Source organism: Saccharopolyspora spinosa NRRL 18395 (assembly GCF_000194155.1).
Classification (GTDB): domain Bacteria; phylum Actinomycetota; class Actinomycetes; order Mycobacteriales; family Pseudonocardiaceae; genus Saccharopolyspora; species Saccharopolyspora spinosa.
The window spans coordinates 130,242-155,624 of record NZ_GL877880.1; the positions used below are offsets into that span (position 1 = coordinate 130,242).

Here is a 25,383-nt window from a genome sequence, read left to right on the forward strand (position 1 = left end):
ATCGATGTGGAGTTCCACGTCGGCGGAGCCCATCGCCTGCTGCTGACCATCGCGGTCAGAATGAGGAGCACCCGTGACCCGGTTCGCCGGGCGCGGGTGCCCCTCGCCTGTCCAGGTCAGGCCGGGGTGACCACGAGGGATTCGTTGTCGTCCGTGGTGTCGACCCGGATCTTGTCACCCTCCCGGATTTCTCCCGCCAGGAGCTTCCGGGCCAGTTGGTCGCCGATCGCCGACTGGACCAGGCGGCGCAGCGGTCGGGCCCCGAAGACCGGGTCGAAACCGTTGAGCGCCAACCAGTCCCGGGCCGCCGGTTGCACATCGAGGGTCAACCGGCGCTGCGCCAGGCGCTGGGCCAGGCGCTCCACCTGGATGTCCACGATGGACGTCAGTTCGTCCGTGGACAGCGAGTGGAACACCACCACGTCGTCCAGCCGGTTCAGGAACTCCGGCTTGAAGTGCCTGCGCACCACCGAGCGCACCGCCTCCTCGCGCTCCTGCTCGCTGAGGTTCGGGTCCGCGATCGCCTGCGAGCCGAGGTTCGAGGTCAGCACCAGGATCGTGTTGCGGAAGTCCACCGTGCGGCCCTGGCCGTCGGTGAGCCGCCCGTCGTCGAGCACCTGCAGCAGCACGTCGAAGACGTCCGAATGGGCCTTCTCCACCTCGTCGAACAGCACCACCGAGTACGGCCGCCGCCGCACCGATTCGGTCAGCTGCCCGCCCTGGTCGTAGCCGACGTAGCCGGGCGGGGCGCCGACCAGCCGGGCCACCGAGTGCTTCTCGGCGTACTCGCTCATGTCGATGCGGATCATCGCCCGCTCGTCGTCGAACAGGAACCCGGCCAGCGCCTTGGCCAGCTCGGTCTTGCCGACGCCGGTCGGCCCGAGGAACAGGAAGGAGCCGGTCGGCCGGTCCGGGTCGGCGACCCCGGCGCGCGTCCGGCGCACCGCGTCGGACACCGCCCGGACCGCCTCGGACTGCCCGACGACGTGCCTCTCCAGCTCGTCCTCCATCCGCAGCAGCTTGGCGGTCTCGCCCTCCAGCAGGCGGCCAGCCGGGATCCCGGTCCACGCGCTGACCACGTCCGCGACGTCGTCCGCGGTGACCTCTTCCTGCAGCATCGCCTTGCGCTCGGATTGCGTCTGCGCGGCGCCTTCGAGTTCCTTCTCCAGCACCGGAATGCGGCCGTAGCGCAGCTCGGCGGCCTTGCCGAGGTCGCCGTCGCGCTCGGCGCGCTCGGACTCGCCGCGCAGCTGCTCCAGCTGCGTCTTCAGGTCGCGGACCGTTTCGATGGACTCCTTCTCCTGCTGCCACCGCGCGGTCAGCTCGGACAGCTTCTCGCGTCGGTCGGCGAGTTCGGCGCGCAGCGCGGCCAGCCGCTCCAGCGAGGCCGGGTCGTCCTCCTTGGACAGCGCCATCTCCTCGATCTCCAGCCGCCGCACGGCGCGTTCGACCTCGTCGATCTCCACCGGTCGGGAGTCGATCTCCATGCGCAGCCGGGACGCGGCCTCGTCGACCAGGTCGATGGCCTTGTCCGGCAGGAACCGGGCGGTGATGTAGCGGTCGGACAGGGTGGCCGCGGCGACCAGCGCGCCGTCGGTGATCCGCACGCCGTGGTGCACCTCGTAGCGCTCCTTGAGGCCGCGCAGGATCGCGACGGTGTCCGCCGGGCTCGGCTCGCCGACCAGCACCTGCTGGAAGCGTCGCTCCAGGGCGGCATCGGTCTCGATGTGCTTGCGGTACTCGTCGAGCGTGGTCGCGCCGACCATGCGCAGCTCGCCGCGCGCCAGCATCGGCTTGATCATGTTGCCGGCGTCCATCGCGCCCTCGCCGGCGGCACCGGCGCCGACGATGGTGTGCAGCTCATCGATGAAGGTGATGACCTGACCGGCCGATTCGGTGATCTCCTTGAGCACCGCCTTGAGCCGCTCCTCGAACTCGCCGCGGTACTTCGCGCCGGCCACCATCGAGCCGAGGTCCAGCGCGACGACGCGCTTGCCGCGCAACAATTCCGGCACGTCACCGGCGACGATGCGCTGGGCCAGGCCCTCCACGATGGCGGTCTTGCCGACGCCGGGCTCACCGATGAGCACCGGGTTGTTCTTGGTGCGGCGAGACAGCACCTGCACGACGCGCCGGATCTCGGCGTCGCGGCCGATCACCGGGTCGAGCTCGCCCTTGCGGGCGCGGTCGGTGAGGTCTTGGCCGTACTTCTCCAGCGCCTTGTAGGTGCCTTCGGGATCCGGGCTGGTCACCCGCGCCGACCCGCGCACCTTGCTGAAGGCCTCGGTCAGCGCTTCCGGCGTCGCGCCGTGCTTTCGCAGCAGGTCGGCGACCCGGCCGCCGTCGGCGGCGAGCCCGACCAGCAGGTGCTCGGTGGAGACGTACTCGTCGCCCATCTCGGTGGCGAGCCGCTGGCTGTGCGTCAGCGCCCTGACCGCGTCGCGGGAGAGCTGCGGCGCGGACACCGTGCTGCCGCTGGCCGTCGGCAGCTTGTTGATGAGCTGCTCCAGCTCGCGGCGCACTTCCGTCGGGTCGGCGCCGACAGCGGTCAGCAGCGGCGCGGTCAGCCCGTCGCCCTGGGCGAGCAGCGCGCCGAGCAGGTGTCCGGGGTCGACGTCCGGGTTGCCTGCCACGGTCGCGGCCTGCACCGCGGACGAGATCGCCTGCTGGGTCTTGGTCGTCGGGTTGAACGCGTCCATTCCTCACCTCGTCGCCGGGCGGCTGGTACGAGTCCGTCATCGCTCGCACCCATCATCTTATACATCGTCAACGTGAGAAAAGTTGAGCGAGTTCCACTCAAGGCAGGTGAGCTCAGGCACGCGGGTTCGGGAGAGGTGTCGAGTTGGGCGGAACGCCCCAGGCTGGTCGTCATCATCGGCGGCAGCAAGACCATCGGTGCCGTCACCAGCCGCCCGCTCCCGGCGATGGCCATCAACCGCCAGCCTGATCGTCATCGACGTGAACTCCGACGCCGTGCCCGCCGTGCCCGCCGCGATCGGCGAGATCGGAGGGATCGGCGGGATCATCTCCGGCGCGTTCACCCCGGAAGCAGGGTTCGGCGGCATGATCGGCGTGCTGATCGCCACGGTGCTGCCGTGGTTCCCTTACGGCCGCACGCCGGCCGTCGCGATGTTCGCCATCTAAACGATCATCGCCTGGGGCTACTACGGCGTCCGGCCAGCGCGCGTGGCTGTTCGTCTTCGGTGGGGGCAAGACAGCGAGCGCACCTACCACGTGGTGTGCAGCCTGTTCACCGTGGTCGGCTCGGCGCTGACACCAGGCAGCGTGCTCAACTCCGCCGGCGCGGTGCTGCGCGCGCTGCCACTGTTCAACATCCTCGGCCCATACATCATGGTCCCAGCTGTGGAGCGGGAGTTGGCTTCGTACTGGAGAAGCTTCGCACCGGCGAGGTCCGGAAGTTCGAAAAGGTCTGACGCGCAGGGATTTCCGCCGGTTCGGTCCGCGATTTCATTGGAGATCGAGGGTCCGATTTCCAATGAGCCGTTTTCATCCTGGCCGATCCGCCGCCACGACGCTGGAAATCCCACGGTCCGGGGCTGCCGCAAGCGGCGCAGCCGCCGCCGGCACCGCCGCGGGTTCTCAGCGGCCTTCTCGCGAGGACAGCCCGGATGCCGCGTATTGGTCTCATACGCAGGTCCGGGATCCCACAGCCGAGAAGACCGCTGAGGTTCCCTACCCGCACCGCAAGAAGAGGTTGGAAAACGCCCATTGAAATTGGGGAAACCTCAGTCCTCGCGGACGGCTTGGATGTCGATCTCCACCTTCAGCGTCGTGCCGATCGCGGCGATACCCGTTTGCAGGGCCTGGTTGAACGTCATCGCGAAGTCCTCGCGACGCAGCTGCGTCGTCGCCGTCGCCGAGGCCCGGGTGCCGCCCCACGGATCCGGGCCGACCCCGGCGAACCGGGTGTCCAGCCGCACCGGCCGGGTCAGCCCGCACAGCGTCAGCTCGCCGTCCAGGTCCCAGCGGTCGCTGCCGCGCGGGCGCAGCCCTGTGGACCGGAAGGTGATCTCAGGGTGCCGCTCGACGTCCAGGAAGTCCGGGTTCCGCAGGTGGTCATCGCGCATCCCGTTGGCCGTGTCGATGCTGGCAGCCACGATCTGGACATCCACTGCGGACGATTCCACCGGGTTGCCGATGCGGACCTCGCCGGCGAACTCGTTGAACCGACCGTGGATGCTGCTGATCCCCAGGTGCTTGGCGGTGACCTGGATCGACGAGTGCACCGGGTCGATCCGCCACAGTCCGGGCGCCGGCAGGTCGGCCCCGCCGGCCCGGCGCAGCTCGACCTCACCGAGGGTGGCCGCCGTGCCGTCGTGCACCAGCGTGGTCCGGCCCCCCCCCCCCCCGCCGTGACGATGGCGGTGTAGGTGCCGGACTTCAGCCCGGCGGCGACCACCGAGCCCTGCGCGTCGCCCTGCACCCTGGCGACCTGGGTGCCGGTGCCGTCGATGACGGTCAGCACCGCCTCCGGCACCGGCCAGCCGTCGCCGCCGCGCACCGTCGCGGTGACCGCCCCCGAACCGGCCGGTGCGGTTCCGGGCTCCACGGCCTGCCGTTGGCCGAGATCCATTTCGAACATCCCCTCTGCGAGTTGAAGGTTTTTGGTGGGCGGCCCCGTCCGCCCGAGTGGTGGGGCGAACGGACCGTTGACGCTCGTCAACGACGCGAACGGTCCGTTCGCTTCATCCCACCCGCTACCGCTGCTCAGTCGGCGTGCGGGTAGCCGAGCTCGACGTCGTGCGTGCTCTGCTCATCCGAGAGCCGCAGCGAGGTGGCGGCCGGCGGATATCCGGTAGCGATCACCGTGTACTCGCCGTCCGGCAGGTCGGTGAAGGTGTAGTTGCCGTCGATGTCGGTGGTCGCCGCGGCCACGACCGCGCCGCCGGTGTCCAGCAGCGTCACCCGCGCATCCGGCACCGCGACCCCGAGGTTAGCCGACCGGACCACGCCGCTGAGCTGCGTGCCGGACTGCAACGCGACGTCCAGTGTGGACTGGTCGCCGTCGGCGACGGTGACCGAGTTCGCCACCGGCCGGTAGCCGGGCGCGGTGACGGTCAGCGCGTAGGCCCCACCGACCAGGTCGGGGAACAGGTAGTGCCCGTCCGGTCCGGTGGCAGCGCTGGCCACGACCTCGCCGCGGACGTCGGTGAGCACCACCATCGCCCCGGCAACGCCCTGCCCGCCGACGTGCACAAGCCCGGTGAGCCGCCCGGCACCGAGCAGCTGAACGTCGTGGCGCACCGGGCGGTCGCCGACCACGACCATCGACGCGGTCGGCTGGTAGCTGCCGCCGGAGGCGATCAGCACGTAGGTGCCGCCGTGGTCGACCACGAGCCGGAACTGCCCGTCGTGCGCGGTCCGGGCGCGCTCAACCTGCCGGCCGTTGGCGTCGGTCAGGGTGAGCACCACCCCGGCGACCGGAGTGCCGACGGAGTCCTGGACGGTGCCGTGCACGAACAGCCCGCCACCGCCGCCCGGGGCTGTCAGGTCGCCGGCCAGGTGCTTGCCGTTGGTCGCGTAGCGACGCGGCGCGACCGGCTCTGACCAGGCATCCGAGCGACCATCCACAAAGTTATCCACAGGTTCGGCGGCCAGTCGCGCCGAGTGCGCCCCCACGCCCCCAACCTGGGCAGAGCCGTTCGCAGCGGGACGCGCCACGGCCGAGTTGTCCACAGGTCGGGTGAGGTTGTCCACAGCGTCGTCGTGCGCGGCCACGGCAGCCGCCTCCTTCTCCTCGTGACTGTCGATCGTGGTACGCAGGGGAGTCTCGCGGATGAAGATCACCGCGAGGAAGGTGACCACCGCGATGCAGGCGGAGACGAAGAAGATGTCGCCGATCGCGTCGCCGTAGGCCGCCCGCACGATGGTCTGCACCGGCTCCGGCAGGTGGTTGACGTCCAGCGAGCCACCGCCGCCCGAGCCTTCTGCCTGCGCCGCGCCGGGGATCTTCGACAGGCCGCGCATGATGTAGTCGGAGACCTGGGTGGCCAGCACCGCGCCAAGGACCGAGACGCCGGCCGAACCGCCGAGGGTCCGGAAGAACGTCACGACCGAGGTCACCGACCCCATGTCCTTGCCGCTGGTGGAGTTCTGCACCGCCAGCACCAGGTTCTGCATCAGCATGCCGACGCCGACGCCCATCAGGAACAGGTAGACCCCGACGAGCACCAGGTCCGTTTCGTGGTCGATGGTACTCAGCAACGACATCGACGCGATCATCACGATCGAGCCGATCACCAGGAACGGTTTGATCTTGCCGGTGACCCGGGAGATGATCTGGCCGGACACGGTCGAGGAGATGAACAGGCCGCCGACCATCGGCAGCGTCATCAGACCCGCGGTCGTCGGGGTGAAGCTCCGCGCGATCTGGAAGTACTGGCCCAGGAACACCGCGCCGCCGAACATCGCGGTGCCGACCGCGACGGTGCCGATGGTGGCCAGCGTGACCGTCGGGTTGCGGAACATCCGCAGCGGCACGATCGGCTCGCTCACCTTGGTCTCGATGATCACTGCGATGATCATCGAGAGGAGGCCGCCACCGACGAAGGACGCGGTCTCCACCGACCACCATTCGAACTGCTTGCCGGCCAACGAAACCCACACCAGCAGCAGGCTCACGCCGCCGACCAGGAACAGCGCGCCGAACCAGTCGATCTTGACCGGGCGCTTGATCACCGGCAGCTTCAGCGTCCGGCCCAGCACGATGAAGGCGATCACCGCGATCGGCACGGTCACCCAGAAGCACCAGCGCCAACCCAGCCACGAGGTGTCCACGATCAGGCCGCCGGCCAGCGGCCCGCTGACCGTCGCGACCGCGAAGGTGGCGCCGATGTAGCCGCTGTAGCGGCCGCGGTCGCGCGGCGAGACCATCGCCGCGATCACGACCTGGATCAGCGCCTGCAGGCCGCCCATGCCGATGCCCTGCAGGGCGCGGAAGCCGATGAGCGTCTCCATCGACTGCGCGAACCCGCCGAGCACCGAACCGATCGTGAAGATCGTGATGGCCAGCTGGTAGAGCAGCTTCTTGCTGAACAGGTCGGAGAGCTTGCCCCAGATCGGGGTGGATGCGGTCGAGGTGAGCAGCATCGCCGTGACCACCCAGGTGTACTGGCCCTGGGTGCCGTTGAGGTCGGCGATGATCCGGGGCAGCGCGTTCGAGACGATCGTCGAGCTGAGGATGGCGACCAGCAGCGCCAACATCAGACCCGACATCGCCTCCAGGATCTGCCGATGCGTCATCGACGATCCCGCGGCGGGGTCGTCGCGTCCGTCCCGGCGGGCCGGCGCTGTCGCGTCCGGCGCCGTCTCCGTCGAGCTGGTCATCGAGTTCCTTCCTTGGTCACGGAGTCGGCAGCGCAGACTCCGTCGTTGATCGTGTAGCGACGGATGTCGTCCATCGCTTCCCCCAGCAGTCCGGCGAGTTCGCGGACCTTGTCGTCGTCCCAGTGGGCCAGCGCTTCGCCGATCCACTCCGCCTTCCGGCGTTCCAGCTCGGCCACGGCGCGTTCGCCGTCGGGTGTGGCGCGCAGCAGCGCTACTCGCCGGTCCGCCGGGTCGGGCCGACGGGTGATGAGGCCGGCGTGTTCGAGCTGGCCGACCTGGCGGCTCACCACGGACGCGTCGACGATCCGGTGGTGGGCGAGGTCGGAGGCCCGGCATTCGCCGCGGAAGACGAGTTCGGTGAGCAACCCGGCGGCGGCGTACGGCATGTGCTCTGCCGTGAACTGACCCCGCTGCATGGCCACCTGTTTGAGCCCGAGCATCGCTCGAAGCGGTCGGAGCAGCTCGGCGCAGGTCTCGTGTGTCGGTCCCATGAGCCCAATCCTTTAGTTGCTGCACGCAACTATAAACCCACTTAGTTGCGCAACACAACTTGTCGGACTGTGACCCCACCCACCGGAAGGATCATGAACCGGGCGAAGGGCATCCGGTCGGGAAATGCGAGCGGGGCACCCGTGCCCCGGTTACCGGGTCACGGGTGCCCCGCACCTCGTGAAACGCGCTCACATCATGGCGTTGAGCTTGCCCAGGAGCCGGGCTAGGTCCTTGAGGTCCTGGGTGGACCAGCTGGCGAACTGGCCGTGCAGGTGCTTGCGGCGCTCGGCGCGCACCTGCGCCAGCCGCTCGCGCCCGAGGTCGGAGAGCTGGATGCGGCGGGCCCGGCCGTCGTCGGGATCCGGCACCCGCTCCAGCAGGTCCAGGTCCACCAGGGTCGCGATCTGCCTGCTCACCGTGGACTTGTCCAGCCCGGTGCGGTCCGCGACGTCCATGCCGCGCAGCGGCCCCGCGTCGTCGACCATCAGCAGCAGGCTGTACGAGGCGGGATCCAGGTCCGGGTGCACGTGCGCGGCCACGGCGGTCGACAGGTTCCGGGCGCGGCGGAACATCAGCACCAACTCGCGCTCGACGGACTCAGCCGCTGAACGCCGGTCGACGCCTTCCTCGCGCACCCCGCCGGTCGAACCCCGCGCGTCGTCCTCGATCACAGCTCTCCAACCCGCACCGCCGACGACCACGGCGGCACCAACCGCCGACTCGCAAGCCAACGCTCGTCCGTTTCGCCCTACTCTAAGCGCCTGTCCCGAGTAGCGGAACCTCAGACGCCGCCTGGACTGCGGGATCCCCAACTCATGTATGGACCCAATACGCGGCATCTGAGCTGTCCTCACCAGACGACGCCCGAGAGCCCGCAGCGGTGCCGGTTGCGAGGGTGGGCTCAGCTGTCGTGGCCGCCCACCGGTTCGGGCCGGTGCCACGGCCGGGGCATGCCCTTGGACTCGAAGTAGTCGCCGCCCTTTCGCTTGACGTCGTCGGTGCCCCAGGTGCGCTGGCGCAGCATCGGCACCATCCGCGGGATGTGCTTGCGGCAGTGGATGTAGGCCTCCTCGATCTGCACCACGACCCAGCGCTCGGGCGTGCGGCCGCGGTCGAACTCGGCGGGCAGCGCGGGGTGGATGGCGCGCAGGTCGGCGTCCTCGGCGATGCGGGCCTTGCCGTTGACGTGCAGGCCGATCAGGTCGGTCACGAAGTCCACCAGCAGGATCCCGATGTGGGGGTTCTCACTGATGTTGCCCAAGCTGGCCAGCACGCCGTTGCCCCGGTACTCCGGGTAGCAGAGGTGCCGGTCGTCGAGGACCTCCATGAAGCCGGCCGGGCCGGCACGCAGGCTGGAGTCGCACGCGCCGCGCCGGTCGGAGGTGGCCACGAATGCGATCTCCATCCGCCCGATGAACTCCTTCATCAGCGGGTTCAGGTGGTCCAGCACCTGGTCGTCGTAGAACTTCCGGGCGCGCTTCTCGGTGCCGTAGGCGCGCTGGAGCAGGTGTTCACCCGCCGAGCCGGGCAGCGGGACCGGACCGTCCTCGACGAACGGATCGCTCAGTGGCGCGTCGGGCTCCTGGCCGCGCTGCTGAATCGGGGCCGTGAGCTGCCAGGACTCGTTCGGGGTGGTGGGCGGCCCTGAGAGCTCCAGCGCCAAGAGTGCCGCGTCGGCGGTACCGGTCGGGGGTAGGTGGTCGGGGATCACACGCATCACCGTGTCACGTCCACCTCTCTGCTAACAGCGGCAGAGACTAGGTTCCCCCGGTAGATCCATGCATTATCTACGTGAAGTAGTTATGAAACCCTCAAAAGTGGCATCAAGGCAGACGCGTCACGAGGCACGAGTTAGGGTCCACCCTGTGTCGGGGGACGCTTGCAAGTAGTGGTGTGCCTGCCTGGGTACGACCGCCAACGTGGAGAAGACTGCCCCGAACCATGACAGCGAACGCCGTACTGAGCCCCGGACCCCCGAACCACGAGCCGTCGAACTCCGGTGTGAGCAAGATGGTTCGCCTCATCCGCGAGAGCTTCGCAGTCGTCGAGCCGCACACCGACGATGTGGCGAGGTTCTTCTACGGCATGCTCTTCAGCCTCGCACCGGCCACCCGCGACCTGTTCGCGGTGAACATGGAAGTGCAGCGCAGCAGGCTACTGCGGGCGCTCGTGCACGTGATCCAGATGGTCGACAGGCCAGACGAGCTATTGCCGTTCCTGCACCAGCTCGGCCGCGACCACCGCAAGTTCGGCGTGGTCACGGCGCACTACGAGGCGGTGGGCACCGCGCTGCTCGCCTCGATCAAGAGGTACGCCGGCGACGCCTGGACCGACAGCGTGGAGCGCGCCTGGGCCGAGGCCTACACCGTGATGGCCTCCGCGATGACCGAGGCGGCCGCCGCCGACGACGGCCCCGCCTGGTACACCGGCCAGATCGTGCACCACGAGCGGCTCAGCTGGGACGTCGCGGTGATCCGCGTCCAGCCCGACCACCCGGTGCCGTACCAGCCGGGCCAGTACGTGAGCGTGGAGGTGCCGCAACGGCCCCGGCTGTGGCGCTACCTGAGCCCCGCCAACGCGCCGAGCGACGACGGGATCCTGGAGTTCCACATCAGGTCAGTGGAAGGCGGCTGGGTCAGCCGCGCGATGGTCGGGCACGCCCGCCCCGGCGACCAGTGGCGGATCGGCTCGCCAATGGGTCGGCTGACCGTGGACCGGGAGACCTCACCGGACGTCCTGATGATCGCCGGCGGTACTGGACTGACCCCGATGCGCGCGATCATCGACGACCTCGCGCAGTACGGCGAGAACCCGCGCGTGCAGCTGTTCTACGGCGGCCGGACCCGCGAGGACCTCTACGACCTGGAGAACCTGCAGCGCGTCGCGATGCACAACCCGTGGCTGACGATCACACCGGTGGTGGAGGACGACCCGGGCGTCTCGGGTGCGGAGCACAGCACGCTCGCCGAGGCGGTGACCCGCTACGGCGCGTGGCAGGACTGGGACGTCCTGGTCAGCGGCTCGCCGGGGATGATCCGGGCCACGGTCTCCCAGATGCTCGTCGCGCGCACGCCCCTCGACTACATCCGCTACGACCCGTTCACTCTGGACTGAGCACCGCCTGACGACCGAGCGACCGAGGGGCGTCTTCGACCGATCTGGTCGAAGACGCCCCTCATTCGTCGGCAGCGCGCGGTTCGAGCAGCAAGTCGGCGGCTCGGGCCAGGACCTCGCGGCGGGTGCGCTCGCCGTGGTCCACGACGAGGTAGTGGTGGCCGGTCACCAAGCAGAAGAGCAGCATGCTGCGGGCTTCGACCTCCTCGGGGTCCGAGCAGTAGCTGCCGAACAGCTCCCGCAGGTAGGCCATGCGCTTGTCGTCGACGCGGCGGAGGCGCTCGGCGACGGTTTCGTCCCACCGCGCCCAGTCTCGGACAGCGAGGTCGATCGGTAGCAGGCGGTCGTCGGAGAAGGTGAGCATGCCCGCCCGCCAGATCTTGGTCCGCGCGTCTCCGCCTTCGCCCTCCACCTGGTCGATGACCTCGCGGGTGCTTTCCCGTTCCCAGGTGTCGAGCATCTCCTCCAGCAGCGCGTTCCTGTCGGCGAAGTGCCCGTAGAAACCGCCTTTGGTGACGCCGAGCGCCCGCGCGAGGTTTTCGATGCGCACCGCGTCCGGACCGCCCGCCGCGAGCGCCTGCAGCCCCTGCTCGATCCAGCTGCTGCGTGGGGTGCGTGTGACGGCGGCCATGTCCTCAGTATCACCGACAGCGTTGACACCGCGCCGGGTCGGGCCAGTACGCTCCATCTATACGGAGCCGTATAGATGGAATTTCGTTGGGACAGAACGAAGGAGGCGGCGGGATGACCGTCGGCATGATCGCCTTCCACTATCCGAGGCCCGCGCATTTCGACGAGTTCGTCGCCCGGGTGCACCGGGTCCGCGACGCCTTCCTCGGAACTCCGGGATGCATGTCCGCCGACGTGTGGACCACCCCGGACGACGAGGCCGTGGTCTCGACGGTCACGTGGGAGTCCGACGAGGCGTTCGCGGCGTCGTTCGCCGCCGTCAAGGAGTCGGCGGGTGACGACATCGTGTTCGACGAACGCGAAAGCCGCGCCCGCGAAATCACCACGCTCCGCTCCAGGTAACGCGCCAGGACGCGGGCGGAGCCAGCCGACAGGCGGCACTAACGCGAAAGGCGCCTGATGGCCTGCTCGCGGCCATCAGGCGCCTTTCCAGCGTTGCTGTCGCCAGCGGTCAGCGCCGTTTGCGGTCTGGTTTCCAGACGACCAGGGCCGTTTCCTGGCGGATCGGCACCAGGTCCCGGCGGTAGGAGGCGTGCACCGCGGCCGCCGCCTGTTCGGCCGCCGCATGCGCCGCCGCCACCTCTTCGGCCAGTTCCTGGACCTTGGCGCGGAGCGCGTCGACCTCGTTCTCAAGATCGATGATCCGCTTGATGCCCGCCAGGTTCACGCCCTCCTCCTGGGAGAGGCGCTGCACCTCGCGGAGCAGGGCGATGTCTCGCAGGGAGTAGCGGCGGCCGCCCGCAGGGGTGCGCCCGGGCGAGACCAGACCCAGCCGGTCGTAGCTGCGCAGGGTCTGCGCGTGCAGCCCGGACAGCTGCGCGGCCACCGAGATCACGAACATCGGCGTGTCCTCGTTGGCCCCCGGCGGGAACCCGAAGCCCGGATCCATTGGGCGACCGGCCATGACTACCTCCCGAGCAGCTCGTTCAGGTCGCGGCGCGGATCGTGGTCGGCGGTCGCCTTCGCATAGTCCGCCAGCGCCTCGGCCGCCTTGTCGTCCAATTTGGACGGAACCACGACCTGCAGCGTCACCAGGAGATCCCCGCTGCTGCCGTCCTTCTTGCCCACGCCCTTGCCGCGCACCCGGAAGGTGCGGCCGCTGCCGGTCCCGGCCGGGACCTTCAGCGACACCTTCCCGTCCAGGGTCGGCACGGTCAACGTAGTGCCCAGCGCCAGTTCGGGGAAGGTGACCTGAACCGTGATCGTCAGGTCATCACCGGAACGTCCGAACACCCGGTGCGGGCTGACGTGCACCACGACGTACAGATCGCCCGCGGCGGCGCCCTGCCGACCGGGTTCGCCCTGTCCCGCCAACCTGATCCGCTGCCCGTCGGAAACCCCGGCCGGGATCCGCACCGTCAGCGTCCGGCTGCGGGTGCTGACCCCTTCGCCGCGGCAGTCCGGGCACGGGTCGTCGATCAGCTGGCCGCGACCCCGGCAGTCCGGGCACGGCTCGCTGAACGCGAACGCACCCTGGTTGCGGGTCACCAGCCCGGAACCAGAGCAGGTTGTGCAGGAGCGCGGCCGGGTGCCCGGCTTGGCACCCGAACCGTGGCAGGTCGGGCAGCTCACCGGGCTGGACAACCGGAGCGGAACCGTGGCCCCGCGCACCGCCTCGACGAAGTCGATGCGCACCTCGGTCTCCACGTCGGCGCCGCGCTTCGGGCGGTTCGCCGTGGTGGCACCGGGGCGGCGACCGCCGAACAGGCCGCCGAAGATGTCGCCGAGCCCGCCGCCGCCACCACCGCCCCCGGCACCGCCGAAGAGGTCACCGATGTCGAAGCCGCCGGTGCCACCCGGACCGCCGAAACCACCGAAACCGCCCTGGCCGCCGCCGAAACCGCCAGCGCCGAACAGCTTCCGGGCCTCGTCGTACTGCTTTCGCTTGTCCGGGTCGGAGAGCACCCCGTAGGCCTCGGAGACGGCCTTGAACTTGGCTTCGGCCTGGGCGTTTCCGGGGTTGGCGTCGGGGTGGTTCTCCCGCGCCAGCTTCCGGTACGCTTTCTTGATCTCGTCGGCCGAAGCCGCGGAGGAGACGCCCAGCTCGGCGTAGAAATCCTTGTCAAGCCATTCCCTGGCGCTCACCGGGCGCTCCTCCCTCCGTTCCTCATCAACCCTGCTCGGACTGGTTCTCGCCGGTCGCCGGTTCGGCGGGCTCGGCGGCCGGCTCGTGGTCGGTCACCGCGACCATCGCCGGCCGCAGCACCCGGTCGCCGAACCGGTAGCCGCGGCGCAGAACGGTCGTCACAGTCGGCCCGTCCACGTCCGGGGAGGTGCTGTGCTGCACCGCCTCGTGCATCGACGGGTCGAACTCGTCGCCTTCCGCGCCGAAGGGCTCCAGCCCGGCCGAGTTCAGCGTCGCGACCAGCTTGTCCGCCACGGCCTTGAACGCGCCGTTGAGGTCGCCGTGGGCCTCGGCGCGGTCGAGGTCGTCGAGCACCGTCAGCAGGTCGGCGGCCACCGACGCCTTCGCGCCGGCGATCACCGCTTCGCGGTCGCGTTCCACCCGCTTGCGGTAGTTCGCGTACTCCGCGGTGACCCGCTTGAGGTCGGCGGTGAGCTCGTCGACCTGCTGCTGCAGCCCGACCGAGCCGCCCGCCGCCTCTTCGGGCTCGGGCTGCTCGGCCGCAGGCTGCGCGGCCTCCTGCTCGGCGTTCCCGACGATGTCCTCGTCGAGGGTGCCGGACATGCTTTCGGCCACCTGCGCCTCTTCTCCGTTCGGAGCGGGCACCCGGCGCTGGCCGGTCACGGGGTCGATGCGCCGCCGATCCCGGACCACCACCGGCTCCTGCTCGCCTTCGTTGCGCGACATTTCCGGCCTGTCCGCAGTCACTTCTTCTTCTCGTCCTCGTCGTCGACGATCTCCGCGTCCACCACGTCGTCGTCCTTCGACGAGCTCGCCCCGGCGGCACCGGCGTCACCCGCACCGGCCGTCGCGGTGGCACCCGCGTCGGCGTACAGCGCCTGGCCGAGGGCCTGCGACTCGGTGGCGAGCTTCTCCACGGCTGCGGAGATGGCGGGCACGTCGTCGCCCTTGAGTGCCTCGTTCACCTCGCCGACGGCGGCCTTGACCTTGTCCTTGACGTCGGCCGGCAGCTTCTCGTCGTTCTCCTTGAGGACCTTCTCGGTCTGGTAGACCAGCGTCTCGGCCTGGTTGCGGGCCTCGGCCTCCTCGCGACGCTTCTTGTCCTCGTCGGCGTGCGCCTCGGCGTCCTTGACCATCCGGTCGATGTCGTCCTTCGGCAGCGCGGAGCCGCCGGTGATCGTCATCGACTGCTCCTTGCCGGTGCCCAGGTCCTTGGCGGACACGTGCACGATGCCGTTGGCGTCGATGTCGAAGGTGACCTCGATCTGCGGCAAGCCGCGCGGCGCCGGCGGGAGACCGGTGAGCTCGAACATGCCGAGCTTCTTGTTGTGCGCGGCGATCTCGCGCTCGCCCTGGAAGACCTGGATCTGCACCGACGGCTGGTTGTCGTCGGCGGTGGTGAAGGTCTCGGAGCGCTTGGTCGGGATCGTGGTGTTGCGCTCGATGAGCTTGGACCTCACCGCGCAGCACACCGGCCTGCAGGCTGGCGCCGACGGCGACGACCTCGTCGGGGTTGACGCCCTTGTTCGGCTCGCGGCCGCCGGTCAGGTCCTTGACCAGGTCGGAGACCGCGGGCATCCGGGTGGAACCGCCGACCAGCACCACGTGGTCGATGTCGTCGAGCTTGACGCCGGCGTCGCGGATGACCGCCTCGAACGGCTTGCGGCAGCGCTCCAGCAGGTCAGAGGTGATCCGCTGGAACTCGGCGCGGGACAACGTCTCGTCCAGGAACAGCGGGGTCTTGTCCGCGTCGACGGTGATGTACGGCAGGTTGATGTTCGCCGTGGACGAGCTGGACAGTTCGATCTTGGCCTTCTCGGCGGCTTCCTTGATCCGCTGCATGGCCATCCGGTCCTTGGTCAGGTCGATGCCCGACGAGGACTTGAACTTGTCCACCAGCCACTCGACGATGCGCTCGTCCCAGTCGTCGCCACCGAGGTGGTTGTCGCCGCTGGTGGCCCGCACCTCGACGACGCCCTCGCCGATCTCCAGCAGCGAGACGTCGAAGGTGCCGCCACCGAGGTCGAAGACCAGGATGGTCTGTTCCTTCTCGCCCTTGTCAAGGCCGTACGCCAGCGCGGCGGCGGTCGGCTCGTTGACGATGCGCAGCACGTTGAGGCCGGCGATCTGGCCGGCTTCCTTGGTGGCCTGCCGCTGGGCGTCCTCGAAGTAAGCCGGCACGGTGATCACCGCGTCGGTGACGTCCTCGCCCAGGTACGCCTCGGCGTCCCGCTTGAGCTTCATCAGCACGCGGGCGCTGATCTCCTGCGGCGTGTAGGGCTTGTCGTCGATCTGGACCTTCCAGTCGGTGCCCATGTGCCGCTTGACGGACCGGATGGTGCGGTCCACGTTCGTGACGGCCTGGTTCTTCGCTGGCTGCCCGGTGAGGATCTCGCCGTTCTTCGCGAAGGCCACGACGGACGGCGTGGTCCGCGAGCCCTCGGAGTTGGCGATCACCGTCGGTTCACCGCCCTCCAGGACGGAAACGACGGAGTTGGTCGTCCCCAGGTCGATGCCGACCGCTCGCGCCATGCTGCTTTCCTCCCGACTTGTTGCCTGTACGCCCAAGCGCCATCCCCGGCCCTTGAGCTTTGCTCACTCAAGTTTTACCCACTGCCCATCATCATCGTCAATCCGGATTGAGCGCGGGCCACTCAAGCTTTCTGCCAGAACAACGGCTGACCAGCGACGGAAGTTCCGGCGGCAACGCGCGACGTGACATTGCCGACAGGCGGCGGGTCGCGGCCAGGACCGCTTTCGCGGATGCCAACGCCCCGGAGCAGCTTCGTTTCGGGGCCTTCATCCTCGCCGCGGCCACAGCGCGCACAGCCCTGCAGAGTCGGCCCAGTCCTCCGCCCCGCAGCCCGGTTCGCTGAGCTCAGTCGAGACCGGTGGGGCACCGGTCGAGAACGGCGGCGGCTCCGCCGGATCCTCGGGACCACGGCCAGCCGATACGTCGGCTTGTCGACATGCCGGCGTCGGAGCGGGGTCAGGCCTCCTTGACGCGGATCTCGCCGCTGCCGCTGGACAGCGTCAGACGCTTCACGGCGGCCGGGTCCTGCGCCACGTCCACATCGACGCCGCCGGAGCCGCTGTCCGTGTCGACGCGGTAGCGGTCGCCGGGCACCGTCAACTCGATGCCGCCGCTCCCGGTGGACACCTCGACGGTCTGCGGGCTGACCAGTTCCAACTCGACGTCGCCGGACTGGGCCTTCGCGACGACGCCCGGGCCGCGCAGGCCGCGCCCGCTGATCCCGCCGCTGCCGGTCTCGACGCCGACCCGGCCGCCGATCTCGTGCAGCGTGATCTCCCCGGAACCCGTGTCCGCATCGACCGGACCGTCGACGTCGCTCACCGACACGCCACCGGAACCGGTGTGCGCCCTGACATCGCCGCCGATCTCGGCCAGCGTGATCTCCCCGGAGCCGGTTTCCGCGTCGACCGGACCGCGGACCCGGGTCACCGACACGCCGCCGGAACCCGTGCGAACGTCAACCGGACCACCGATCTCGCTCAGCAGCACCTCGCCGGAACCCATCTCGGCCTGCACCGACTGCATGCCCACCGCGTCCAGCCGACCGGAGTCGAGCTTGCCGCGAACCGGCACCGAGGTCGGCAGCGTGACCTGGTAGTCGACGGTGCAGTTCCAGCCGCAGTCGGTGGGTAGCACCAGCGCGCCGCCCTCGACGCGGTGCTTGATCTCGGTGGCGTCGCCCCCGCCGCCGCCCCCCAAGAAGGCGCTTTCCCAGCGGTGGACCCGCTGCACGATCTCGGCGCGAGCGCCCGGTGCGTGGCGCACCTCGACGTCGCCGGCACCGCCGGCGAGTTCGACGCGGTCGATCCCGTCCAGTCCGGTGGAGCGCTCCTGCATGGATGAGGAGGGCCACCCGAACAGCGCTGCTCCCCCGATCAGCACCAGCGCCGCCCCGCCCACCGCGAGCCCAACCCGAGCCATCGCCATCCCCCAAGTTTGCCGACTTCCGCGGACGAAGTTACGCACCGCGTCCAGCCCGGACCTCAGGGATACCCCCGAAACACCCCGGGAGTTTCCCCGAAACCGACCTCCGGCGTAGTCCCCGCAACCTTCGACTCAGCCATCTGGCGGCATTTCCGGCACGCTGCCAGGGGAAGATCGCGGCTTGTGCCGCACCCGACGCAACCCCGCTCTCGCCGGGATGTCTCCTGATCGGGCGCAACGAACAGGGCTAGGAGACGCACCAATGTTCAAGAATTCTCGGGGGATTCGAATCGGCATGTTCGTCGTCGCGGGGGTCGCCGCCCGCGACGCGACGGCGGACATCCACCTCGGACCTGTCGAGTTTCCCGCCGCAGCCGGGAGTTTCACGCTCCGAAGACGTCGTCGTAGGCGGCTTCGAACGCCGCCAGCGACTTCGCGTCGAAGAGCACGAAGCGCACCTCGTCGACATCGGTCGGGGTCTCGCGCACCGCGCGCATCGCGATCCGCGCCGCCTCGTCGAGCGGATACCGGTAGACGCCGGTGGAGATCGCGGGGAAGGCAACCACTTTCGCGCCGAGTTCGTCGGCGATCCGCAGGGATTCCCGGAAGCAGGAAGCCAGCAGCCCGGACCGGTCCTCGGCGGCGACGTAGGTGGGGCCGACGGTGTGGATCACCCAGCGCGCCGGGAGTTCGCCGGCGGTATTCCTGGAGGATCGCCGGCCCGCCGCGCCGGTGGATCGCGCCGTCCACGCCACCGCCGCCCAGCAGCGAGGAGTTCGCCGCGTTCACGACTGCGTCGACTTCCTGCTCGGTGATGTCGCCCTGGACCAGCGTGACCCGCATGCGGGGAGTGTGCGCCCACGCTCCCGGCCCCGCTCGATATGACCCGCATCACAACGTCCTGCGCAAACCCGCGGCCTTCAGCTGATCAGCCGATCGAATCCCGCAGGTAGTCCACGGGTTGCATGAGGAAGCGCAGCGTAGGTTCGAGGTCGTCGGCGGTGGGCGGCTCGTCGGCGATGAGCGCCTGCATGAGCAGCCCGTCGATGGCGGCGAACAGCGCCCGGATCACCGGCTCGTCCCCGCCCGCGCCGTCGTTGATGAAGCCGGTGGCGACCTCGATCCAGCGGCGGGCGGCCGGGCGCAGCGCCGGGCGGCGGGCAGCGAGTAGGTAGAGCTCGTATTCGCCCAGGGTGCGTTCGCGCTGGTCGCGCACCATCGACGCCAGCGCCTCGGCGATCACCCGCGGCCAGTCGGAGTTCTCCCGGGCCTGCCCGCGCAGCCGGTCGACCTCGACGATCAGGGTTTCGCAGCTCTCCAGCAGCGTGGCCACCAGCAGGTCGTCGATGCCCGCGAAGTAGTAGGCGATCGACGCCGGGGGCACCTCGGCCTCGCGGGCGATGTTGCGGTGGCTCACCGCTCCCACGCCGTCGCGGGCGACCACCCGAAGCGTCGCGTCGATGATCGCGCGACGGCGGCGTTCACCCTTGGCGCGGCGGCCGTCGGTCTCCGCCTCGTCGGAGTTTCGCCGCGCCGCCGTCAATGCGCGCCGCCCAGTTCGAGCGCGACGACGCCGCCGATGATGAGCACGATGCCGCCGATCTGCACCGCGGTGATCCCCTCTCCGAGGAACACCGCACCGATGATCGCCACCAACGCGACCCCGGCTCCGGCCCAGATCGCGTAGGCGACGCCGACCGGCAGGCCGAGCTTGAGCACGGCGCTGAGCGCGCTGAAGGCCACCCCGTAGCCGACCAGGACCAGGATCGACGGGACGGTCTTGCTGAACCCGTCGGACAGCTTCAGCGACACCGTGCCGAGCACCTCGCTCAGGATCGCCACCGCCAGCAGCAGGTAGGCCACATTTCCTCCCAGAAACTTGAACGACCGCCCTACTTGTTCAGGATACGGGTGGCCGACGGCGCGGGTACGCGGGTTTCTAGTGGTCGAAGTGGGACTTCTCGTCCTTCTTGTCGTCGCTGCCGCCGGAGATCATCGAGGCCACGTTGACCGCCGCCCAGATGCCCATCGGGATCATCGGCCAGAAGAAGTGCGGCTCACCGGAGGCGATGGAGGTCACCGCCCAGATCGCGACCAGGATGAAGGTGACGCTCGCCCAGTCCCGCCACTCCTTGACCATCTTCTTCTTGTCCCGGTCCTGCTTGACGATCTCGGGGGACGGCTTCGCGGGCACCGGCTCCGGCAGATCAGCGACCAACGACTGCAGCTCGCCGAACGTCGTCGACGCGTAAGCGCGCTGCAGGCGCTCGTCGAACTCGACGATGGAGAGCCGGCCCTCGTCCAGCCCCGTGCGCAGCCGCTGCGCGATCGCCTGCCGGTCCGCGTCCGACGCGCGCATCGATCCGCTGCCCGATTCGGTCATGCCAAACCCCCTGATCCGCGCCCACCTGATGACATAACTGAACAGACCGTTCGCCCAAACGAATACGTGGCGAAAATCGCACAATCGATCCCGATTTTGCCGTGACCGACGTCGGAAACGTCCGGCGCTCGGCAAAATCCCGCCGTCGCGTCGCACTCGTCTAACAGGAACAACTCGCGAAACGCCAGCAACATCACCACGTCCCCCGCGGCGGGCGGACCATCTGCGGAGACCAGGATAGCGGAAAAACTTGTACGACTGCACAACTAGTTTTTCGTCCAGCGGTCTCGCAGAATCACCGACTGTTCCCAACAACGGCGACGCCCGTATAGTTACCGACGGGTAACACGGCGTACGCTGCTTGCACCACCACCGCACCCGGAGGAAAGGCACCCGACCTATGGGCGCTGTACAGATCACGCTCGGCGGGATCGCTGTCGTGCTCGGCATCGTCGCTTGGGGCATGTTCGCCGCGACGATCGCCAAATTCGTGCGCATCATCCGCCTCGGGCAGCCGGACGGTACCCGCAACGGCCCCGCCCTGGCCCGCCTGGCCACCGTGGTCAAGGAATTCGCCGCGCACACGCGGATGAACAAGTTCCGCAACGTCGGCATCTGGCACTGGCTGGTCATGTGGGGCTTCCTGATCGGCTCCCTGGCGCTGTTCGAGGCCTACGGCGAGGTCTTCGTGCCGACCTGGGGTTGGCCGATCCTGGGCGACCTGGCGATCTTCCACCTCCTGATGGAGGTTCTCGGCGTCGGCACGGTCGTCGGCATCCTGGTCCTGATCGCGATCCGCCGGCGCAACCACCCGCGCCGCGCCGGCCGCGTCTCGCGCTTCCAGGGATCCAACTTCGCCTGGGCCTACTTCATCGAGGCGGTCGTCCTCATCGAGGGCGTGGGCATCCTCGGCGTCCGCGCCGCGAAGTCCGCGCTGGGCGTGCACGAGATGCCGCTGTGGGCCGAGTTCATCTCCGGCCCCACCGGATCCCTGCTGCCGGCCAGCCCGAACCTGGTGTCGTTGTTCGCCTTCGTCAAGCTGATGAGCGCCACCGTCTGGCTGATCGTGATCTCCAGGACCATGACGATGGGCATCGCGTGGCACCGGTTCAGCGCGTTCTTCAACATCTACTTCAAGCGCGAGGCCGATGGGAATGTGGCGCTGGGTGCGGTGAAGCCGATGATGTCGGCGGGCAAGCCGCTGGACTTCGAGGAGGCGGATCCGGACACGGATGTGTTCGGTGCGGGCAAGATCGAGGACTTCTCGTGGAAGGGCTGGCTGGACTTCACCACGTGCACGGAGTGCGGTCGGTGCCAGTCGCAGTGCCCGGCGTGGAACACCGGCAAGCCCTTGTCGCCAAAGCTGCTGATCACGTCGCTGCGCGACCACGCCTACGCCAAGGCCCCGTACTTGTTGGCGGGCGGCCGCAAGGACATGGCCGGTGACGAGGTCGGCATCACCGGTGACAACGCCGAAGCGCGGTTGGCGAAGGTCGACGTGCTGGCGTTGGCGGAGGCGGAGAAGCCGCTGATCGGCGGACCCGAGGAAATGGGTGTCATCGACCCGGATGTGTTGTGGTCGTGCACGTCGTGCGGTGCCTGCGTGGAGCAGTGCCCGGTGGACATCGAGCACGTCGACCACATCGTGGACATGCGCCGGTACCAGGTGATGATCGAGTCGAACTTCCCGACCGAGCTGGGCGGGATGTTCAAGAACCTGGAGAACAAGGGCAACCCGTGGGGCCAGAACGCCAAGGACCGCCTGGCGTGGACCGAGGACCTGGACTTCGAGGTGCCGGTCTTCGACGGCGAACTCGCCGACGACGTGGAGTACCTGTTCTGGGTCGGTTGTGCGGGCGCGTTCGAGGACCGGGCGAAGAAGACGACCCGCGCGGTGGCGGAGCTGCTGCACATGGCGGGTGTGAAGTACACGGTGCTTGGCCCGGAGGAGACCTGCACCGGTGACCCGGCGCGGCGCGCAGGCAACGAGTTCATCTTCCAGATGCTGGCCCAGCAGAACGTCGAGGTCCTCAACAGCGTTTTCGAGGGCCGGGAGCCGGGCAAGCGCAAGATCGTCGCGACGTGCGCGCACTGCTTCAACAGCCTGGCGAATGAGTACTCACAGCTGGGTGGTGACTTCGAGGTGGTGCACCACACCCAGCTGCTGAACAAGCTGGTGCGGGAGAAGCGCCTGGTCCCGGTCGCCCCGGTGGCGGAGGACGTGACCTACCACGACCCCTGCTACCTGGGTCGGCACAACAAGGTCTACACCCCGCCGCGGGACCTGGTCGGGGCCTCGGGTGCGACGTTCCGGGAGATGCCGAGGCACGCGGACCGCTCGATGTGCTGCGGCGCGGGTGGCGCGCGGATGTGGATGGAAGAACGCATCGGCAAGCGCATCAACGTCGAACGCGTCGACGAGGCACTGGGCACGGCGCCGACGAAGATCGCGACCGGCTGCCCGTTCTGCAAGGTCATGCTCTCCGATGGCCTGACGGCCCGCCAAAGCGAAAAGGTCGCCTCGGAGTCGGTCGAGGTCGTCGACGTGGCCCAGCTGCTGCTGTCGGCGGTCAAGCGAGGCGAGAAGTCCGCGGAGGACACAGCCGCACCTGCGGGCAGCTGACGCCAGAAACACCGAGGGGCGCCTCCCACACGGGAGGCGTCCCTCGTCTTGTCACGAGACTTTCCAAGGCCCGAGCCACCACGGACTTCCGCTTCGGCCCGCTTCTGCTCACCGCGATCCCGCAGCGCCCCTGCCACATTGGCCCGTGTGACAAACGTCGCCGTGGATACGGCCGGGTTGCACCGCCACGCGGATCATCCCGTCGTCCAGCGGGTTTTCGATGTTGGCGGGTTACTAGGCGATCGCACCCCACAAGATCGAACCCACGGTATCCGGTCGCGCACAGCGAGTTGCCGATTCCGGCGTCATATGCCAGTGGTGTGTCAGTCCCGGTATCGACCGGTACCGGATGCGGAGGAACGATGGGCGAGCTCAGCGATTGCGAATTGGTCGAACTGGTTCGTTCCGGCGAGAAGGGGGCCTACGGGCAGCTCTACCAGCGGCACGTCACCGCGGCCTACAGAACGGCATGGCAGCTCTCGCGATCCGAAGCCGAAGCCGACGACCTCGTGTCCGAGGCATTCGCCAACGTCCTCGACAGCCTGGCCACCGGCGGCGGGCCCACCACGGCGTTCCGCGCGTACCTCCTGACCACGCTGCGGAATCTCGCCTACGACCGCTCCCGAACCGCCCGGAAGGTCCAGCTGGTGGCGGACGCCCGGAACTTGGCAGTGCACGACTCGGTGGCTCCCGTCGAGGACTCCTCGGTGGACGCGGCGGAGCGCACGCTCGCCGCGACGGCCTTCGCCCGACTGCCGAAGAACTGGCAGAAGGTGCTCTGGCACACCGAGATCGAGGGGCGGACCCCCGCCGAAGCGGCCCCGCTGCTCGGGTTGCGCCCCAACGCGGTGTCGGCGCTGTCCTACCGCGCGCGCGAAGGTCTGCGCCGGGAGTACCTGAACGCGCACTTGGCCGAGGTGTCCGACCAGCGCTGCCGGACGGTGATCGACCGCCTTGGCGGCTGGGCCCGCAACGCGCTGTCGAAGCGCGACGAGATCATCGTGGAAACCCACCTGAACGGCTGCGATCGGTGCCGGTCGCTGGCCGACGAGGTCGCCGAGGTCAACAGCGGCATCCGAGCGATCATCGGGCCACTGGCGCTGAACCAGCCGCCCGACACCCCCGCCCTCGGCCGACGACCGCACGGCGGAAAGCCGCAGAGCCTCCCACCCTGACTGCTCCTCCTGCTCAGCGCCCTGGTCCTGGCCATCGCGATGGCCTTCGCACTGTCCAACCCCGTGCCGCCCAACGGCATGCCCACCCAGCCGCAAACCGCATCCACAGTGGACGATCATTTCGAGGGCAGGCCGGTGGAGATGCGTTGATCCCGGAGGTCAGAGGCATGCTGCATGAAGTCGATCTGCTGGGTGAGGCGTGCGTACGGTCGTGAGCGCGAAAGCCGGTAAGAGCCGGTTTTCGCACTCACGACCTCAGCGCCCCGCAACCCGCGCGAGGAACGCCGCCCAGGACGAGGCCGGGAAGGCCAGCACCGGACCACCCGGATCCTTCGAGTCCCGCACCGCAACAGCAGGGCCAGCGAACGCCACCTCGACGCAGGCGTTTCCCGTACCGCTTCCGCTACGGCCGCTCTTACGCCACTTGGCTTCTGCGGATGCAACCTCGACGCAGGCGCCATTATTTCCGCCGCCGCTGCGGCTGGTCTTGCGCCACCTGACGTCGATCAGGTCTACCGCGTACATGCGTCTCGCCTCGCTCACTCCGAGCTCATAGAGTCCGAGCGACCTGCTCGATCCGCTCCATCGACTTCTCACGAGACAGCGCAATCTTGCGCAGGTGCTCAAACACCAGACTAGCTTCCTGCACCTCAGGCTCTTTCTCGACATGGATCGAGCCGGTGGGATAGGCGATGTACAGCAGGTCTTGATCCTCTGGCTCTGGGAAGCTGAGGATGATGAACGAACCCTCCATTCCTGGATGAGGTCCGGTTTCCCGCCCAATCACACGGAGCTCCACCTGCCTGTACTCGGCCGTCTGCAGCACGTGCTTCAGCTGGTCGCGCATCACGTCTGGGCCGCCGATCGGGCGCCCGAGCGCAACCTCGTCCAATACGGCAACCAGCCTCAACGGCTGCTCGCCATCCAAGATCCTCTGCTGTCTGATCAACCGGACCGAAACCTGGTTCTCGAAAACCTTTTTCGTGCGCCGCACCCGGTCGGCCTTGAAGATCGCCCGCATGTACTCCTCGGTCTGGAGCAGGCCTGGGATGTACATCAGCGACAGCTCGCGCACCGTGCAGGCTTCGGTCTCCAGGTCGACGTAACCCCGGTCCTCCACTCCGTAGGCGCGCCACCAGCCGCGTTCCCGCGCCGCTCTCGCGAGGTCGAGCAGGTCCGGGTCGTAGGCGTCGTAGAGGTCCATCATCGAGCGGATCTCGTGCACCGATGTCGCTACCTCGCCGGTTTCCTTGCGGCTCAAGGCGCTCGTCGACATGTCCAGGCCTGCTGCGGCCTTCTCCTGCGTCATACCGGCTTCTTCACGCAGCTGGCGAACTCGGCGCGCGAGTCGACGGCGACGGAAAGTGGGGCTCGTGCGTGCCAACGGGACCTCCCCGACCGGATCCTGATCGATCCATGATCCCAGCGGGAACCCGGAATCGGGATTCCCGCATCCGGTAATCCCGATCCCGGATTCCCGTGTGGACGCTGGTGGCACACCCAATCAACCGGGAG

General features: G+C 68.8%; 22 protein-coding genes and 2 pseudogenes. 6 read left to right on the top strand and 18 right to left on the bottom strand.

Annotation, left to right across the window (positions count from 1 at the left end; genetic code table 11):
• Window positions 1-116 precede the first annotated feature (116 nt).
• Window positions 117-2,699 carry an ATP-dependent chaperone ClpB gene (gene clpB, locus SSPN_RS0131205; RefSeq protein WP_010312796.1) on the bottom strand — a complete coding sequence of 861 codons (2,583 nt, stop codon included), beginning with the start codon at window positions 2,697-2,699 and terminating at the stop codon, window positions 117-119.
• A 196-nt stretch (window positions 2,700-2,895) separates the two neighbouring features.
• Here clpB and SSPN_RS0131210 point away from each other — a divergent pair, with 196 nt between their 5' ends.
• Window positions 2,896-3,144, top strand: coding sequence for a hypothetical protein (locus SSPN_RS0131210; protein ID WP_010312798.1), 249 nt, complete (start codon window positions 2,896-2,898; stop codon window positions 3,142-3,144).
• 602 nt (window positions 3,145-3,746) lie between these two features.
• Here SSPN_RS0131210 and SSPN_RS46720 read toward each other — a convergent pair.
• A complete protein-coding gene (locus SSPN_RS46720) occupies window positions 3,747-4,343 on the bottom strand; it encodes a YceI family protein (RefSeq protein ID WP_010312801.1) in 597 nt (198 codons plus the stop codon).
• Window positions 4,344-4,391: 48 nt separating this feature from the next.
• On the opposite strand from SSPN_RS46720, the gene SSPN_RS60630 reads away from it, so the two are divergent.
• On the top strand, window positions 4,392-4,619 hold the full coding sequence (locus SSPN_RS60630) for a hypothetical protein (protein ID WP_010312802.1): 228 nt from the start codon (window positions 4,392-4,394) through the stop codon (window positions 4,617-4,619).
• Window positions 4,620-4,728: 109 nt separating this feature from the next.
• On the opposite strand, the gene SSPN_RS0131225 is transcribed toward SSPN_RS60630, so the two are convergent.
• The 4 genes from SSPN_RS0131225 to SSPN_RS0131240 all read right to left on the bottom strand — a co-directional run bounded on the left by SSPN_RS0131225 (window position 4,729) and on the right by SSPN_RS0131240 (window position 9,556).
• Window positions 4,729-7,263 carry an MFS transporter gene (locus tag SSPN_RS0131225; RefSeq protein ID WP_044576208.1) on the bottom strand — a complete coding sequence of 845 codons (2,535 nt, stop codon included), beginning with the start codon at window positions 7,261-7,263 and terminating at the stop codon, window positions 4,729-4,731.
• Window positions 7,264-7,343: 80 nt separating this feature from the next.
• On the bottom strand, window positions 7,344-7,838 hold the full coding sequence (locus tag SSPN_RS46725) for a MarR family winged helix-turn-helix transcriptional regulator (RefSeq protein ID WP_010312804.1): 495 nt from the start codon (window positions 7,836-7,838) through the stop codon (window positions 7,344-7,346).
• A gap of 189 nt (window positions 7,839-8,027) precedes the next feature.
• Window positions 8,028-8,510, bottom strand: a complete 483-nt coding sequence (locus SSPN_RS0131235; RefSeq protein WP_029535906.1) for a MarR family winged helix-turn-helix transcriptional regulator — start codon at window positions 8,508-8,510, stop codon at window positions 8,028-8,030.
• A gap of 230 nt (window positions 8,511-8,740) precedes the next feature.
• Window positions 8,741-9,556: a pyridoxamine 5'-phosphate oxidase family protein gene (locus SSPN_RS0131240; RefSeq protein WP_010312806.1), complete on the bottom strand. Its 816-nt coding sequence runs from the start codon at window positions 9,554-9,556 to the stop codon at window positions 8,741-8,743.
• 293 nt (window positions 9,557-9,849) lie between these two features.
• Between SSPN_RS0131240 and SSPN_RS0131245 the strand changes: the two genes are divergently transcribed.
• Complete coding sequence (locus SSPN_RS0131245) at window positions 9,850-10,953, top strand: FAD-binding oxidoreductase (RefSeq protein WP_029535908.1); 1,104 nt, start codon at window positions 9,850-9,852, stop codon at window positions 10,951-10,953.
• A gap of 61 nt (window positions 10,954-11,014) precedes the next feature.
• Here SSPN_RS0131245 and SSPN_RS0131250 read toward each other — a convergent pair whose 3' ends face one another.
• Window positions 11,015-11,584 carry a TetR/AcrR family transcriptional regulator gene (locus tag SSPN_RS0131250; protein WP_010312808.1) on the bottom strand — a complete coding sequence of 190 codons (570 nt, stop codon included), beginning with the start codon at window positions 11,582-11,584 and terminating at the stop codon, window positions 11,015-11,017.
• Window positions 11,585-11,697: 113 nt separating this feature from the next.
• Here SSPN_RS0131250 and SSPN_RS0131255 point away from each other — a divergent pair, with 113 nt between their 5' ends.
• Window positions 11,698-11,985 (top strand): putative quinol monooxygenase, encoded by a 288-nt coding sequence (locus tag SSPN_RS0131255; RefSeq protein ID WP_010312809.1) that lies wholly within the window; start codon window positions 11,698-11,700, stop codon window positions 11,983-11,985.
• A gap of 109 nt (window positions 11,986-12,094) precedes the next feature.
• On the opposite strand, the gene SSPN_RS0131260 is transcribed toward SSPN_RS0131255, so the two are convergent.
• From SSPN_RS0131260 to SSPN_RS0131300, 9 genes and pseudogenes are all read right to left on the bottom strand, one after another.
• Window positions 12,095-12,547, bottom strand: a complete 453-nt coding sequence (locus SSPN_RS0131260) for a heat shock protein transcriptional repressor HspR (protein WP_044576061.1) — start codon at window positions 12,545-12,547, stop codon at window positions 12,095-12,097.
• 2 nt (window positions 12,548-12,549) lie between these two features.
• The gene (gene dnaJ, locus SSPN_RS0131265) at window positions 12,550-13,728 is read right to left on the bottom strand and encodes a molecular chaperone DnaJ (protein WP_010312814.1); all 1,179 of its coding nucleotides are present in this window, start codon (window positions 13,726-13,728) and stop codon (window positions 12,550-12,552) included.
• Between the two features lie 25 nt (window positions 13,729-13,753).
• Window positions 13,754-14,455: a nucleotide exchange factor GrpE gene (gene grpE, locus SSPN_RS0131270; RefSeq protein ID WP_044576064.1), complete on the bottom strand. Its 702-nt coding sequence runs from the start codon at window positions 14,453-14,455 to the stop codon at window positions 13,754-13,756.
• 17 nt (window positions 14,456-14,472) lie between these two features.
• Window positions 14,473-16,261: pseudogene (locus tag SSPN_RS46730) on the bottom strand (Hsp70 family protein).
• A gap of 457 nt (window positions 16,262-16,718) precedes the next feature.
• The gene (locus tag SSPN_RS0131280) at window positions 16,719-17,684 is read right to left on the bottom strand and encodes a DUF4097 family beta strand repeat-containing protein (RefSeq protein ID WP_029535909.1); all 966 of its coding nucleotides are present in this window, start codon (window positions 17,682-17,684) and stop codon (window positions 16,719-16,721) included.
• A 386-nt stretch (window positions 17,685-18,070) separates the two neighbouring features.
• Window positions 18,071-18,530 (bottom strand): annotated as a pseudogene (locus SSPN_RS46735) (macro domain-containing protein).
• Window positions 18,531-18,615: 85 nt separating this feature from the next.
• On the bottom strand, window positions 18,616-19,230 hold the full coding sequence (locus tag SSPN_RS0131290; RefSeq protein WP_010312817.1) for a TetR/AcrR family transcriptional regulator: 615 nt from the start codon (window positions 19,228-19,230) through the stop codon (window positions 18,616-18,618).
• Entirely contained in the window at window positions 19,227-19,550 is a 324-nt protein-coding gene (locus SSPN_RS0131295; RefSeq protein WP_010312818.1) for a DMT family transporter, read from the bottom strand. The genes SSPN_RS0131290 and SSPN_RS0131295 overlap by 4 nt, the downstream gene beginning before the upstream one ends.
• A 76-nt stretch (window positions 19,551-19,626) precedes the next feature.
• Window positions 19,627-20,070, bottom strand: a complete 444-nt coding sequence (locus tag SSPN_RS0131300; RefSeq protein ID WP_010312819.1) for a DUF1707 SHOCT-like domain-containing protein — start codon at window positions 20,068-20,070, stop codon at window positions 19,627-19,629.
• Window positions 20,071-20,470: 400 nt separating this feature from the next.
• Between SSPN_RS0131300 and SSPN_RS0131305 the strand changes: the two genes are divergently transcribed.
• Both SSPN_RS0131305 and SSPN_RS0131310 read left to right on the top strand, forming a co-directional pair.
• The gene (locus tag SSPN_RS0131305) at window positions 20,471-22,693 is read left to right on the top strand and encodes a (Fe-S)-binding protein (RefSeq protein ID WP_010312820.1); all 2,223 of its coding nucleotides are present in this window, start codon (window positions 20,471-20,473) and stop codon (window positions 22,691-22,693) included.
• Window positions 22,694-23,055: 362 nt separating this feature from the next.
• Window positions 23,056-23,868, top strand: a complete 813-nt coding sequence (locus tag SSPN_RS0131310; RefSeq protein ID WP_010312821.1) for a sigma-70 family RNA polymerase sigma factor — start codon at window positions 23,056-23,058, stop codon at window positions 23,866-23,868.
• A 255-nt stretch (window positions 23,869-24,123) separates the two neighbouring features.
• Here the strand turns inward: SSPN_RS0131310 and SSPN_RS52400 are convergent, their stop codons facing one another.
• Together SSPN_RS52400 and SSPN_RS0131315 are read right to left on the bottom strand one after the other, a co-directional pair.
• On the bottom strand, window positions 24,124-24,411 hold the full coding sequence (locus SSPN_RS52400) for a DUF397 domain-containing protein (protein WP_337466383.1): 288 nt from the start codon (window positions 24,409-24,411) through the stop codon (window positions 24,124-24,126).
• Between the two features lie 7 nt (window positions 24,412-24,418).
• Entirely contained in the window at window positions 24,419-25,252 is an 834-nt protein-coding gene (locus tag SSPN_RS0131315; protein WP_029535911.1) for a helix-turn-helix domain-containing protein, read from the bottom strand.
• Window positions 25,253-25,383: the final 131 nt, after the last annotated feature.